The following is a 14,153-nucleotide window of genomic DNA, read 5'->3' as shown; positions in this document are numbered from 1 at the left end:
CTTCCCGGCCACCGACAGGGCTGGGACGCGCGCCGGTGGCGCCTCAGACGCCCGTCGGGACCGGCTCGAGGATCTCCGCGCGGGCCTCCGGGGCGGCGGCCCGCAGCGCATCGGCGGACTCGTCGTCGGGCCGGCTCTGCGAGCGGATCTCCGCTTCGACCCGGGCCCGGTAGGTCGCAATCTCCTGCTCCACCGTCGCGGCATCCCAGCCGAGGACGGGGGCGACCAGGCGGGCCGTCTGCTCGGCGCAGTGCACGCCGCGGTGCGGGTACTCGATGGAGATGCGGGTGCGGCGGGCGAGGATGTCCTCGAGATGCAGCGCTCCCTCCGCGGCCGCCGCGTACACGACCTCCACCTGCAGGTACTGCGGCGCATCCGTGAGCGGCTCGAGCAGCTCGGGACGGTCGGCCGCCAGTTCCAGCATCTCGTCGATCAGCGACCCGTACCGGTCGAGCAGATGCTTGACCCGGTACGGGTGCAGGCCGTACCGCTCGGCGAGCTGCATCGTCTGGTTCACGAGCGCGAAATAGCCGTCGGCACCCACCAGCGGCACCCGCTCGGTGATGGACGGGGCGATCCGCGCGGGGATGTCCTCGGCCGCCAGGTCGACGGCGTCCTCGGCCATCACGCGGTAGGTGGTGTACTTGCCGCCGGCGATCGCCACGAGGCCGGGTGCGACCCGGGCGACGGCGTGCTCGCGCGACAGCTTCGACGTCTCGTCGCTCTCCCCGGCCAGCAGCGGCCGCAGGCCCGCGTACACGCCGTCGATGTCGTCGTCGGTCAGCGGGACGACCAGGACCCGGTTCACGTGGTCGAGGATGTAGTCGATGTCGGCCTTCGTCGCGGCCGGGTGGGCGAGGTCGAGGTTCCAATCGGTGTCGGTGGTGCCGATGATCCAATGGCTGCCCCACGGGATCACGAACAGCACCGACTTCTCGGTGCGCAGGATGATCGCCGAGTCGCTGACGATCCGGTCGCGCGGCACCACGATGTGCACGCCTTTCGAGGCGCGCACCCGGAACCGGCCGCGCTGCCGGGACAGGGCCTGGATCTCGTCGGTCCACACCCCCGTGGCGTTGATCACCACGTGCCCCTTCACCTCGGTGACCGACCCGTCCTCCGAGTCGCGCACCCGCACGCCGGAGACGCGGTCGGCCTCGCGCAGGAACCCGACCACCTGGGTCGAGGTCCGCACCACGGCGCCGTAGTGCGCGGCCGTGCGGGCGACGGTCATGGTGTGACGGGCGTCGTCGACGACGGTGTCGTAGTACCGGATCCCGCCCACGAGCGAGTCGCGCTTGAGCCCGGGCGCCATGCGCAACGCCGCGGAGCGGGTCAGGTGTTTCTGCGCGGGCACGGACTTGGCGCCGCCCATCCGGTCGTACAGGAAGATGCCCGCGGCAATGTACGGGCGCTCCCACACCCGGTGGGTGAGGGGGAAGAGGAACTTCAACGGCTTGACCAGATGCGGCGCCAGCGTCGAGAGCGACAGCTCACGTTCCCGCAGCGCCTCGCGGACGAGCCCGAACTCGAGCTGCTCGAGATACCGCAGCCCACCGTGGAACATCTTCGACGAGCGGCTCGACGTGCCGGAGGCGAAGTCCCGTGCCTCCACGAGGGCGACCTTCAACCCGCGGGTGGCGGCGTCCAGGGCGGCACCGGCGCCGACGACGCCGCCGCCGATGACCACCACGTCGAACTGCTCCGAACCGAGCCGTCGCCACGCGTCACGGCGCTGCTGCGGCCCGAGAATCTGGACGCCTGGTTGGTTGGTCACCGCATCGCTCCCGTGAGTCGCCGACGTTTCCGCACTCAGGCTAGTAGGTTCGTCCGCAGACTGCCGTCCCGAACCATACGCCCGGAGAGGTTGCCGTGACCCGATACATCGCCGCGATCGATCAGGGGACCACGTCGAGCCGCTGCATCATCTTCGACCACGACGGCCGCATCGTGGCCTGGGCCCAGACCGAACACGAGCAGATCCTCCCCCGCGCCGGCTGGGTGGAACACGATCCGGAAACGCTGTGGCTCAACACCCGCGAAGTCGCCGCCCTGGCCCTGGCGAAGGCGGATCTGACACGCGCCGACATCGCCGCGATCGGCATCACCAACCAGCGCGAGACGACGGTCGTGTGGGAACGCTCCACCGGCCGGCCCGTCCACAACGCGATCGTGTGGCAGGACACCCGCACCGATCGCCTGGTCGAGCAGCTCGCCGGCGACGCGGGCGTGGACCGGTATCGCAAGGCCACGGGCCTGCCGCTGTCGACGTACTTCGCGGGCCCGAAGGTGCGGTGGATCCTCGACAACGTCGAGGGCGCCCGGGAGAAGGCGGAGGCCGGCGAGCTCGCGTTCGGGACGGTGGACAGCTGGATCCTGTGGAACCTCACCGGCGGCACCGGCGCGGGCAACCGGCAGCCGGGAGTGCATCTCACCGACGTCACCAACGCCTCTCGCACGATGCTCATGAATCTCGAGACGCTGCAATGGGATCCGGACATCTGCGCGGACTTCGGGATCCCGATGTCGATGCTGCCGGAGATCCGCAGCTCGTCGGAGATCTACGGGTACGCCCGCGAACGCGGGCCGCTCGCCGGCGTCCCGGTGGCGGGCATCCTCGGCGACCAGCAGGCCGCGACGTTCGGCCAGGCGTGCCTGTCGCCGGGCGAGGCGAAGAACACCTACGGGACCGGGAACTTCCTGCTCCTCAACACCGGGACGACGCCGGTCCGGAGCGAGCACGGGCTGCTGACCACCGTCTGCTACCGCGTCGGCGACGCCCCGGCGGTGTATGCCCTCGAGGGTTCGATCGCGGTCACGGGGTCGCTCGTGCAGTGGATGCGCGACAATCTCGGGCTCATCCGCACGGCCGCGGAGATCGAGGATCTCGCCGCGACCGTCCCCGACAACGGCGGCGCGTACTTCGTGCCGGCGTTCTCCGGCCTGTTCGCGCCGCGGTGGCGCCCCGACGCGCGCGGCGTGATCGCCGGGCTCACCCGCTTCGTCAACCGGGGGCACCTGGCGCGCGCCGCGCTCGAGGCGACCGCCTACCAGACCCGCGAGGTGATCGAGGCGATGCACGCCGACTCCGGCGTCGAGTTGCACACCCTGAAGGTGGACGGCGGGATGGTCGTCAACGAAACCCTGATGCAGTTCCAATCGGACATCCTCGGCGCCCCGGTGGTCCGGCCCGTGGTCGCCGAGACCACCGCGCTCGGCGCGGCCTACGCGGCGGGCCTGGCGGTCGGCTTCTGGGACGGCGAGGACGACATCCGGCGCAACTGGGCGGCCGGCCGCACCTGGGAACCGAAGATGGACGCCGCCGAGCGGGAGCGGCTCTACGCCGAGTGGAACAAGGCGGTCGAGCGGACCTACGGCTGGGCCTGAGCCGCGTTACGCACGGGCCGTCCTGTGCTGCAGGGCGCGCACGGCGCGGCCGAGCCGGCGCGCCGCCTCGGCGAGGTCGGCCTCCCCGGCGGTGGCGAAGCACAGCCGTGCAGTGCGACCGTGGTCCCCGGACACCGCGAAGGCGGTCCCCGGCACGAACGCGACACCGTGCTCGGCCGCGACGGGCAGCAACTCGGCCGTGTCGAGCTCACCGGCGAACCGCACCCAGGTGAACATGCCGCCGCGCACGGCGGAGGAGACGACCGCGTCGCCGAACTCCGCGGCGAGGGCGGTCGACAGCGCCGTGGCCCGGGCGCCGTAGGTGCCCCGGAGCCGGTCGAGATGCCCGGCGTACCAGGGCCCGTCGGCGAGGAGCGCGGCGGCGATCGCCTGGGTCAGGGACGAGCCGCACAGATCGGCGCCCTGTTTCAGCAGCTCCACGGCCGCGCACAGCCGCCGGTCGCCGTGCAGCCAGCCCACCCGTAATGCCGGGGCGAGGGTCTTCGAGGCACTCGAGAGCCGGACGACGCGGTCCGACCAGGACGCGACGGGCGCCGGAGGTGCCTGTCCGAACCACAGCTCGCCGTACGGATCGTCCTCGACGACGCGGAATCCGTACCGGTCGGCGAGGGCCGCGAGGTGCCGGCGCCGAGCCGCGGACAACACGACCCCGCGCGGGTTGTGGAACGTGGCGACGGTGTGCACGAGCACCGGCCGCTCCCCCGCCGCCAGGAGGCGTTCGAGCGCCTCCGTGTCCATGCCGTCGTCGTCGAGCGGTACCGGGACCACGCGGGCCTCGGCGGCGTGGAAGACCTGCAGCGCACCGGTGTACGCGGGCTCCTCGACGATCACCGTGTCACCCGGGTCGAGCAGCACCTGAGCGAGCAGGCTCAGCGCCTGCTGGGAGCCGTGGGTGACGACGACCTCGTCCGGGTGGACGGCGCGTCCGAGCCGCTCGCCCTCCCGCGCGGCGAGCACGGCGCGCAGGTCCCCGCGACCGGAGGTCGCGGCGTACTGGGCGGCAGCCGGGTCACGGAGCACGGTGGCGGCCGCGTCGGCGATCTCCGCGGTGGGCAGCAGCTCGGGCGCGGGGAGCCCGCCGGCGAGGCTGAGGACGTCCGGTCGGGCGGTCAGGGCGAGCAGATCACGGATGGCGGAGCTGCGCAGGCCGCGCAACCTGCGGGCGGTGCGGATACTGCCGTCGACGGACACGGGAACTCCTGGACGGGTTGAGAGAAGACCTCTTTCGTCCCGGGTCCGCGGTCGGCGCGAGGCTGTCGATGACGGACCGGATCCGGTCCTCGCCCCACCGTAGCACCACCTGCCCATAGCGTGGAATGCTGATCCCGCACTATGGAACACTGATCCGGTGGGGCGAAGCCGGCGCGGGAGCCGCGGCGCGCCGGCCTCGGGGAACCCTCATCCCGGAACGTGCTCACCCGGCAGGGGGTGCAGCACCCGCGTACGCATCGCATCGGCAGCGACGTCACGCGGGTCGGTGAGGTAATACTCCCGGAACGGCCCCTCGGCCGCGAGACCGCGCTCGTCGAGCCACCCGAACAGTGCGTGGTAGGCGACCGGCAGCAGCGCGACCGGACCGACGAAGTCCACGCCCGCGAAAGTCCCGCCCGGCAGCGTCGTCGTGGCAGTTTCCGCACGTCCGAGCGGGGACCGCAACTCGAGACCGACGCCGAACTGCACCACGCCGTCGAGGGTGGCCGGGTACTGCCCCACCACCGGCGCGTCGGTGGGCAGCCCGGCGCTCGACGCGTCGGCCAGCAGCGCCGTCACGAGGTTCGTCACATTCGAATCCAGAGATTCGGCGGTCGATTCCCCATTGCGCCACAAGACCGTTCGATCCTCGATCCAGTGCCGGCGCACGGCGAGGCCGCCGGCTTCGGCCTCGGCGAGGGAGGCGACGAGGGCGAGCGCCCGGTGCTTACGGGCGGCCTCGCGCTCGATCCGCTCCCGCTCCGCGGCGAGGACGACCTCGGTGTGTCCGGGGTCCTGCAGGAGGAGACGGATCGCGGGGACGGATACCTCGGCTCTGCGCAATACCGCGATGCGCAGAGCCGAGGCGAGCTGCTCGCGCGAGTAGTACCGGTATCCGGTACGCGGATCGACCCGGCCTGGAGCGAGCAGCCGTTCGCGGTCGTAGTGGCGCAGCGTCCTGACGCTCAGCCGGGACATCCGCGCGAACTCGCCGATGCTCAGCCATCCGTCGGCCGGGCTCACCCGGTCACCACCGCCCCGCTTCCGGCAACCTCCGGCGCGTACGGGATCACCGTGATGACGTCGACGAGCAGGCCGTCGGGATCGACGGTCATGAAGTGCCGCTGCCCGAAGTCCTCGTCGCGCAGTTCCAACGCGACCGGGAGTGCGAGGTCGCCGGCGCGCGCATACACGGCGTCCACGTCGTCGACCTCCACCGAGATCAGCACGCCGGCGGGAGCGGAGAGGTGGGCTCGGGGAATCGTCTCGTGGCCGCGTGCCACGAGACCGAGCTGCACGGTCTCGTCGGTCGCCGCCTGCAGCTGCGCATACCAGCCGCTGTCGAAAACCACACGCAGACCGAGCAGCCCGGCATAGAAGTCGCGGCTGCGGGCGACGTCGTGAGCGGGGACCACGGGGAAGATGCTGTTCGTTCGCATGCGTCCACCGTCGACCCTCCCCCAGCGAGAGAGTCAAGAACGTCGACGCCGGTCATCCCGCTCAGTCCAGGTGGTCGTCGTGCCGCATCAGCTGGCGCGCCGCCTCGGTGATCGACCCGGTCAGCGACGGGTACACCGAGAAGGTGTGGGCGAGATCGTCGACGCTGAGATTGTTCTGCACCGCGATCGCGATGGGCAGGATCAGCTCCGAGGCGGTGGGGGCGACCACCACGCCACCGATCACGACGCCGGTGGCGGGACGGCAGAAGATCTTCACGAAGCCGCGGCGCAGCCCCGACATCTTCGCACGGGGATTGGTGTGCAGCGGCAGCATCACGGTGCGGGCCGGCACCTCGCCGTTGTCGATCGCGGCCTGGCTGACGCCGACCGTGGCGATCTCGGGCCGCGTGAACACCGCCGAGGCGACGGTCTTGAGCCGGATCGGGCTCACCCCCTCGCCGAGGGCGTGGTACATCGCGATGCGGCCCTGCATCGCGGCCACCGACGCCAGCGGCAGCAGCCCGGTGCAGTCGCCGGCGGCGTAGATACCCGAGACGGACGTGCGCGAGACCCGGTCGACCTGGAGGTAACCGCCCCGGTCGAGTTGCAGGCCGACCTTCTCGAGCCCGAGGTCGGAGGTGTTCGGCACCGAGCCGACCGTCATCAGGGCATGGCTGCCCTCGACGATGCGCCCGTCGGCCAGCTTGACCCGGATCCCGTTCGCGGTGCGCTCGACGGCGTCGGCACGGGCGTGCTTGACCAGGTTCACGCCCCGCTCGGCGAAGGCGTCCTCGAGCACGAGGGCGGCGTCCTCGTCCTCGTGCGGCAGCACCCGGTCGCGGCTCGAGACCAGCGTCACCTGGACACCGACCTCCGTGTAGGCGGAGACGAATTCGGCGCCGGTGACACCGGAACCGACGACCACGAGGTGCTCGGGCAGCGCGTCGAGGTCGTAGAGCTGACGCCAGTTGAGGATGCGGTCGCCGTCCGGCTCCGCGCCGGGCAGCACCCGCGGGCTCGCGCCGGTCGCGATGAGCACGACGTCGGCGTCGAGGATCCGCTCCTCGCCCGTGAAGAGGTTGGCGCGCACCTGGTGCGCCGCCATCCCGACCTGGCTGTCGATGAGCTCGCCGCGGCCGCTGAGCAACTGCACGCCGGCCGCCTCGAGCTTGGTGCGGATGTCCGCGGACTGCGCGCGGGCGAGGCTCTTGACCCGGGCGTTGACCTCGGGCAGCGCCACCCCGGAGCTTTCGAGCTGGACGCCGAGGTCGGCGGCTCGGCGCATGTCGGTGCGGATGCCGGTGGACGCGATGAACGTCTTGGACGGCACGCAGTCGAAGAGCACGCAGGCACCGCCGACCCCGTCCGAATCGATCAGTGACACGGTCGCGCCGTACTGAGCCGCCACCAGCGCCGCCTCGTAGCCCGCAGGGCCGCCGCCGATGATCACGATCCGGGTCATTGTTCTCCTCTGTATCGATTCCGAGATGGTCCTCGGTCCGGGTGTGCGGGCGCCGGGGTTGCCGAACGTCCGCAGACACGCTATGCCACCGGCCCCGTCCTGCGCACGCGGACTCGGCCACGCAGCGGCCAGCGCCCCGTGTCCTGCGCCGGACGGTCAGCCATTAGCCTGTACCCCGTGCCGATCTACGCCGCCTACGGCTCCAACATGCATCCCGAGCAGATGCTGCAGCGCTGCCCGCATTCGCCGATGGCCGGAACCGGCTGGCTCCACGGCTGGCGGCTGACGTTCAGCGGCGGCGACATCGGCTGGGAGGGTGCGCTCGCCACCGTCGTCGAGGATCCCGACTCGAAGGTGTTCGTGGTGCTGTACGACGTACCCGACGAGGACGAACGCAGCCTCGACCGGTGGGAGGGCTCCGAACTCGGCATCCACCGCAAGATCCGGCTGCGCGTGGACACCGACGACGGTCCCGTGCTCGCCTGGCTGTACGTCCTCGACGCGTACGAGGGCGGCCTGCCGTCGGCCCGCTACCTGGGCGTGATGGCCGACGCCGCCGAGATCGCGGGAGCCCCCGCCGACTACGTGCGCGACCTGCGCACCCGCAACAGCCGCAACGTCGGGCCGGGCCGGCCCGACAGCTTCTAGTCCCCGGCCGGCCGGTCCGGGTAGAACGGCACGGGGACGCCGACCCGCAGCGTCACCGGATCCCCGGCCTGCACGTCGTGCGACGCGGCCCGCTGCGCCCGGATCGTCTGCCCGGCGCCGGTCACCCGCACCTCCGTCAGTGCCCCGCCGAAGGCGATGTCGAGCACGGTGAACTTCGACGGCTCGTCGGCCGCGGCGACCTGCACCTGTTCCGGGCGCACGAGCACGTGACCCTTGCCGTGGGCCGGGGCGGCGAGCGGGACCGCACCGATCACCGTGTGCGCGCGGTCGCCGTCCGCATCGGCGTCGAGCACGACCGAATCCCCCACGAATGCGCCCACCTCGAGCGTCGCGGGCCACCGGTAGACCTCCTCCGGGGTGCCCACCTGGGCGACACGCCCGCCGAGCATCACCGCGACCGTGTCCGCGATGGCCAGGGCCTCGGCCTGGTCGTGGGTGACCAGCACGGAGGCGACCTCCTGGTCCCGCAGCAGGGTGCGGACCTCGGTGCGCAGGCTGGCCCGCAGCCCGGCGTCGAGGGCGCTGAACGGCTCGTCGAGCAGTACGACGGACGGGTTCGGGGCCAGCGCCCGCGCCAGCGCGATGCGCTGCTGCTGGCCGCCGGACAGCTGCGACGGCTTGCGCTGACCGGTGCCGGCCAGGCCGACGAGGTCGAGCAGTTCCGCCACGCGGCGGTGCCGGACGGACTTCTGCCGCACCATCGATCGCCACGTCGGCTGCACCAGCCCGTAGCCGACGTTGCGCGCCACGCTCAGATGCGGGAAGAGCGCACCCTCCTGCGGCACCAGCCCCACCCCCCGGCGCTCCGGCGGCAGAGCCGTGAGGTCGCGTCCGTCCGCGACGACGCGCCCCGCGCTCGCCGGGTGCAGACCCGCGACGACGCGCAGCAGCGTGGTCTTGCCCCCGCCCGAGGGCCCGAGTACGGCCAGCAACGCGCCTCGCTCCACCGTCAGCGAGACGTCGCTGACGACCTCGGTCCGCCCGTACCGGGCGCATACGCCCTCGATGGAGAGCCCGCTCATTCCTCACCGCCACTTTCCGCATCGACCCGGCCCCGCAACAGTCGGCCCAGCACCAGCGACGGCAGCGCGGCGATGAGCACCAGGATCGCGGCGTACGGGGCCGCCGAACCGTATTCGAGGGTCTCGGTGTACTTCCACATCCGTGACGCCAGGGTGTCCTCCCCGATCGGCACGAGCAACAACGTCGCGGGCAGTTCCTTCGCGATGGTGAGGAACGCCAGCGCCGCGCCCGCCACGACACCGGGCGCGGCCAGCGGGATCATCACCCGGACGCCGGTCCGCAGCCGTCCGCTGCCGAGGGTCGCGGACGCGTCCTCGAGGCCGAGCGGGATCGAGGCGACGGCCGCGCGGATCGACCCGACGGCGAGCGGCAGGAACAACACCGCGTAGCCGATCACGAGCATCGGGGTGTGCTGGTACCACTGCGGCAGCAGCCGGATACCGAAGAAGACCAGAGCCAGACCCACGGTGATGCCGGGCAGCGCGAACCCGACGTAGGAGGCGCTCTCGGTGAACCGCGCCACCGGCGAGGTCGAACGCGCCGCCAGGGTGCCCACCGGCAGGGCCAGCGCCGTCGTCAGCAACGCCCCCAGGGCCGCCACCCACAGCGTGTACGTCGTCGCCGTCCAGATCCCCGCCCAGTCGATCGCCGCCTGCTGCGAGAACCACAGCCAGCGCGCAAGTCCGGCCAGCGGCACGCCGACGCTCACCACCAGCACGACGGCGAGGAACGTCAGGGCCGTCCACCGCTGCCCGCCCAGCGGCACGGCCGCGACGGCTCGTGGGGCGCCGGAACCGACGCGCGCGGTGGCCCCGCGGCGCACCCGGCGCTCGGAGACCGTCAGCGCGACGGCGAGAACGACGAGCACCAAGCCGAACACCGCGGCCGGGGTGCGGTCGAGCAGCCCCCGGTAGCTGCCGTAGATGGCGAGGGTGAAGGCCTCGTACCGCATCAGCGCGACGGCGCCGAAGTCGCTGAGGGTGTACAGCGCCACCAGCAGGCCGCCGGCCGCCGCGGTCGGCCACACCTGACGCAGGGTCACGGTGAGCGTGGTGCGCAGCCGGGACCGGCCGAGGGTGCGGGCCACCTCCTCGAGTCCCGGATCGACCGAGGCCAGCGCGGCGGACACCGGCAGGTACACGTACGGGAAGCTCGCCGCGGTGAGGACCAGCGCGGCCCCCGCGAAACCCGCGAGGCCGGGGAACTGGGCGATGTAGACGAAGCCGGACACGTACGACGGGATGGCGAGCGGAACGCTCAGCGCCAGGGCGAACCACCGCCGGCCGGGCAGGTCGGTGCGTGCCGTGAGCCACGCGGCGGTGACGCCGATCACGAGGCAGGCGACGGTGACGGTGAGCGCGAGAATGCCGCTGCGCCACACCAGATCGAGGGTGCGCTGCCGGAACACCAGCGACCACACGCGGTCGGGGCCGTCTGCGAACGCACGCATGACCAGGTGTGCCACCGGGGCGAGCGCGAACACCGAGACACCCAGCGCAGCCAGCGTGAGAACGGGCCGGCTGCGCCGGGTGGGACGGAGAGCGGCGAGCTGGATCAGATGAATCCCAGCTCCTGCAGCAACGCCTGGGTCTGCTCGAGCGAGGCGAGTTCGGCGAGTTCGATGTCGGAGTTGCCGATCTCCGACAGCGGACGCAGCTGGTCCTTGGTCTCGACGCCCTCGACGACCGGGTACTCGGCCGTCTCGTCGGCGAAGTAGGCCTGGGCCTCGGGCGAGAGCAGCGCGGCGACGAACTGCTCCGCCTGCTCCTTCTGGTCCGTGGTCTTCAGCACGCCGGCCCCGGCGATGTTCACCAGCGCGCCCGGATCACCGGCCTGGAAGTAGTAGACCTGCACGTTCAGGTTCTCGGCACCGCGCTCGTCCGCGAGGCCGTACCAGTAGTAGTGGTTGGTCAGGCCGAGGGTGACCTGGCCGGTGTCCACACCCTCCATCAGCGGGCCGTTGCCCTCGAAGGCCACCGGCTCGTTGGCCTTGAAGGCCTCGAGCCAGGCGCGGGCCCCGTCCTCGCCGCGCGCGACGCGCAGCCCGGTGACGAACGCCTGGAACGACGCGTTGGTCGGGGCGAAGCCGATCTGGCCCTTCCACTTCGGGTCCAGCAGGCCGTCGATGCCGGTGGGCAGATCCTGCGGCTGCACCTTCTCGTCGTTGTAGACGAGCACGCGGGCGCGCGCGGAGGTCGCCACCCAGGTGCCGTCGGCGGCGCGGTAGTCGGCGGGAACCAGCTCGGTCACCGACGCCGGCAGCGTCTCGAGCAGCCCCGCCTGGTCCAGCAGGCCGAGCGCACCGGCGTCCTGGGTGAACACCACGTCGGCCGGCGAGGAGCCGCCCTCCTCGACCAGCTTTCCGGTGATCTCGGGGGTGCTGCCGTAGACGACGTCGACCTCGAAGCCGAGGGTGCCCTCGAGCTGGTCGATCAGCGGCCCGACCAGGTTCTCGCTGCGCCCGGAGTACAGGGTGAGCGCACCGGTGGAGCCGCCCTCGGACTCACCCGATCCCGAGTCGCTGCCGCACGCGGCCAACACGGCGGCGACGACCCCGGCCGACAGTACGGCGACAGCTCTGCGTCGAAAATGCATCCGGACCTCCTGGCGTGAGCGACGACTCACAGGCAACGTACAGGTTGTGCAAGCCTAACCTGATCCCAGGACCAGGTTCGTCATCACCCGTACGCCGACGGCCAGGGCCCGCTCGTCGAGATCGAAGTCGGGCTGGTGGATGTCGAGCTTCGGCCCGGTCCCCCGCCACACACCCAGCCGGGCCATCGCCCCCGGAACCTGCTCGAGGTACCAGGAGAAGTCCTCCCCACCCCCGGACTGCGGGGTGTCCGCCAGCGCGTCCGGGTCGATCGCGCGCACCGCGTCCTCGACCATCCGGGCCGACACCTCGTCGTTGACGACGGGCGGCACACCGCGCCGGTAGTCCAGCTCGTAGCTCAGGCCGGTCGGCGCGAGCAGACCGTGCACGATCTCGCGCACCATCGGCTCGAGCAGCTCCCAGGTCTCGTGGTCGCCGGTGCGGACGGTGCCGGTCAGCATGCCGGTGCGGGGAATCGCATTCGCGGCCTTGCCCGCCGTCACCGCGCCCCACACCATCACCGTGCTCGTGCGCGGGTCGATGCGCCGGCTGAGCATGCCCGGCAGCCCGGTGATCACGGTGCCGAGCCCGTACACCAGATCGCCCGTCAGGTGCGGGCGGGAGGTGTGCCCGCCCGGCGAGTCGAGGACCAGTTCGACCGTGTCGGCGGCCGAGGTGATCGCCCCGACCCGCACCCCGACCCGGCCCGCCTCGAGCCGCGGATCGCAGTGCAACGCGAAGATCCGGGCCACCCCCTCGAGCGCGCCCGCGGCGACCACGTCGAGCGCGCCGCCGGGCATCACCTCTTCGGCCGGCTGGAAGATCAGCCGCACACCCACCGGCAGCTCGGGCACCGAGTGCAGCGCCAGCGCCGTGCCGAGCAGGACGGTGGTGTGGGCGTCGTGCCCGCAGGCGTGTGTCACGCCCGGCACGGTGGAGGCGAACGGCAGGCCCGTCAGCTCCTGCATGGGCAACGCGTCCATGTCGGCACGCAGGGCGATCCGCGGGCCCTCGGGGCCGAGATCGCAGATCAGGCCCGTGCCGCGCGGCAGCACCTTCGGCTCGAGCCCGGCGGCGGCGAGCGTGCTCCCGACGAACTCGGTGGTGGCGTACTCCTGACGGGCCAGTTCGGGATTGGCGTGGATGTGCCGGCGCCACGCCGACAGGTCGTCGGTGTGCTCGCCCAGCCACTTCTCGATGTACGGGTTCATCGGCGCGCCACGTTCTCGAGCAGCCGTGCACGCTGCGTGGGATCGGTCGCCGCCCGGGCCGCCGTCGCGGCGAGCGCGCGGGCGCCGTCGAGGACGGCGAGGTCCGCCGAGGCGGTGACGCACGCGGCGGCGAACGCCGCCTGGTGGGTCACCGCCCCACCCGAGTCGAGACCGATCACCGGGTGGATACCCGGCACCACGTTCGTCACGTTTCCCATGTCCGTGCTGCCCAGCGGGCGCGATCCTTCCTCCTCGACGGGCAGCGGCGTGCGCCCGAGACCGATGATCTCCTCACGATAAGCCCGGACCAGCCACGGGTCGGGAGTCAGTTCGGTATAGGTCGGCGACACGGTGCGGATCTCGTGCGTGCAGCCGGCGGCGAGAGCCCCCGCGGCGAAGCAGTTCCCGGCGCGCTCGGACAGGTCGGCGAGGGAGTCCGCGGTCGTCGCCCGCAGGTAGTACAGCAGTTCGGTGTGCGCGGGCACGATGTTCGGGGCGGTGCCGCCGTCGCTGACGATGCCGTGGATCTGCTGGCCGGGCAGCAGATGCTGACGCAGCAGGCCGACGGCGACCTGCGCGACGGTCGCGGCGTCGGCGGCGTTGCGGCCGTATTCGGGGGCGGCGGAGGCGTGCGCCTCGCGACCGGTGTAGGTGACGGCGATGTCGGCGAGGGCCAGCGACGTCGCCCCGGTGATGTCGAACGGGCCCGGGTGCACCATCAGGGCCATGCCGACGTCGGCGAACACACCGCGCTCGAGCATGAGCACCTTGCCGCCGCCGGTCTCCTCGGCGGGCGTGCCGATGACGCGGACGGTGATGCCGAGGGCGTCGGCGACCGCGGCGAGACCCAGGCCCGCGCCGGCGGCGGCGGCGGCGATGATGTTGTGCCCGCACGCGTGCCCGATTCCGGGCAGGGCGTCGTATTCGGCGCAGATGCCGACGACGAGTTCCCCGCTGCCGAACCGGGCGTCGAACGCGGTGGGCAGATCGGCGATCCCGGTGCGGACCTCGAATCCGCCGCCGCGCAGCAGTTCGACGATCTTCGCGGCGCTGCGGTGTTCGTCGAAGGCCAGTTCCGGCTCGGCGTGGATCGAATGCGACAGGGCGATCAGGCCGTCCGACGCAGCCTCGATCGCCCTGTCCGCATCGCTCGTCAC

At 72.0% G+C, this 14,153-nt stretch carries 12 protein-coding genes; 2 read left to right on the top strand and 10 right to left on the bottom strand.

Annotated elements, in window-relative coordinates; all coding sequences use genetic code 11:
• Positions 1-43 precede the first annotated feature (43 nt).
• The gene (gene glpD / locus OCS65_RS11245; protein ID WP_006939620.1) at positions 44-1,777 is read right to left on the bottom strand and encodes a glycerol-3-phosphate dehydrogenase; all 1,734 of its coding nucleotides are present in this window, start codon (positions 1,775-1,777) and stop codon (positions 44-46) included.
• A 95-nt stretch (positions 1,778-1,872) separates the two neighbouring features.
• On the opposite strand from glpD, the gene glpK reads away from it, so the two are divergent.
• Positions 1,873-3,387, top strand: a complete 1,515-nt coding sequence (gene glpK / locus OCS65_RS11240; RefSeq protein ID WP_006939621.1) for a glycerol kinase GlpK — start codon at positions 1,873-1,875, stop codon at positions 3,385-3,387.
• A 6-nt stretch (positions 3,388-3,393) separates the two neighbouring features.
• On the opposite strand, the gene OCS65_RS11235 is transcribed toward glpK, so the two are convergent.
• From OCS65_RS11235 to OCS65_RS11220, 4 genes are all read right to left on the bottom strand, one after another.
• Positions 3,394-4,599 carry an aminotransferase-like domain-containing protein gene (locus OCS65_RS11235; RefSeq protein WP_006939622.1) on the bottom strand — a complete coding sequence of 402 codons (1,206 nt, stop codon included), beginning with the start codon at positions 4,597-4,599 and terminating at the stop codon, positions 3,394-3,396.
• 207 nt (positions 4,600-4,806) lie between these two features.
• Complete coding sequence (locus OCS65_RS11230; protein WP_168579828.1) at positions 4,807-5,622, bottom strand: MerR family transcriptional regulator; 816 nt, start codon at positions 5,620-5,622, stop codon at positions 4,807-4,809.
• Entirely contained in the window at positions 5,619-6,038 is a 420-nt protein-coding gene (locus OCS65_RS11225) for a VOC family protein (protein WP_029544686.1), read from the bottom strand. Before OCS65_RS11225 ends, OCS65_RS11230 begins: the two co-directional genes overlap by 4 nt.
• A 61-nt stretch (positions 6,039-6,099) precedes the next feature.
• Complete coding sequence (locus tag OCS65_RS11220) at positions 6,100-7,500, bottom strand: NAD(P)H-quinone dehydrogenase (protein WP_006939626.1); 1,401 nt, start codon at positions 7,498-7,500, stop codon at positions 6,100-6,102.
• 177 nt (positions 7,501-7,677) lie between these two features.
• On the opposite strand from OCS65_RS11220, the gene OCS65_RS11215 reads away from it, so the two are divergent.
• Positions 7,678-8,148, top strand: a complete 471-nt coding sequence (locus OCS65_RS11215) for a gamma-glutamylcyclotransferase family protein (protein ID WP_006939627.1) — start codon at positions 7,678-7,680, stop codon at positions 8,146-8,148.
• Here OCS65_RS11215 and OCS65_RS11210 read toward each other — a convergent pair.
• The 5 genes from OCS65_RS11210 to OCS65_RS11190 all read right to left on the bottom strand — a co-directional run bounded on the left by OCS65_RS11210 (position 8,145) and on the right by OCS65_RS11190 (position 14,153).
• Positions 8,145-9,191 (bottom strand): ABC transporter ATP-binding protein, encoded by a 1,047-nt coding sequence (locus OCS65_RS11210; protein WP_263510177.1) that lies wholly within the window; start codon positions 9,189-9,191, stop codon positions 8,145-8,147. The genes OCS65_RS11215 and OCS65_RS11210 overlap by 4 nt on opposite strands.
• Positions 9,188-10,642 carry an ABC transporter permease gene (locus OCS65_RS11205; RefSeq protein ID WP_180987003.1) on the bottom strand — a complete coding sequence of 485 codons (1,455 nt, stop codon included), beginning with the start codon at positions 10,640-10,642 and terminating at the stop codon, positions 9,188-9,190. The genes OCS65_RS11210 and OCS65_RS11205 overlap by 4 nt, the downstream gene beginning before the upstream one ends.
• A gap of 104 nt (positions 10,643-10,746) precedes the next feature.
• Positions 10,747-11,787: an iron ABC transporter substrate-binding protein gene (locus OCS65_RS11200; RefSeq protein ID WP_006939636.1), complete on the bottom strand. Its 1,041-nt coding sequence runs from the start codon at positions 11,785-11,787 to the stop codon at positions 10,747-10,749.
• Positions 11,788-11,841: 54 nt separating this feature from the next.
• On the bottom strand, positions 11,842-12,996 hold the full coding sequence (locus OCS65_RS11195; protein WP_006939637.1) for a M20 family metallopeptidase: 1,155 nt from the start codon (positions 12,994-12,996) through the stop codon (positions 11,842-11,844).
• Positions 12,993-14,153 carry a M20 family metallopeptidase gene (locus OCS65_RS11190; protein ID WP_065923430.1) on the bottom strand — a complete coding sequence of 387 codons (1,161 nt, stop codon included), beginning with the start codon at positions 14,151-14,153 and terminating at the stop codon, positions 12,993-12,995. The genes OCS65_RS11195 and OCS65_RS11190 overlap by 4 nt, the downstream gene beginning before the upstream one ends.

It is taken from the genome of Rhodococcus aetherivorans, from assembly GCF_025722975.1.
Taxonomy (GTDB): Bacteria; Actinomycetota; Actinomycetes; order Mycobacteriales; family Mycobacteriaceae; genus Rhodococcus; species Rhodococcus aetherivorans.
The sequence above is the reverse complement of the archived record's forward strand: the minus strand, read 5'-3'. Positions and strand labels throughout refer to the sequence as shown.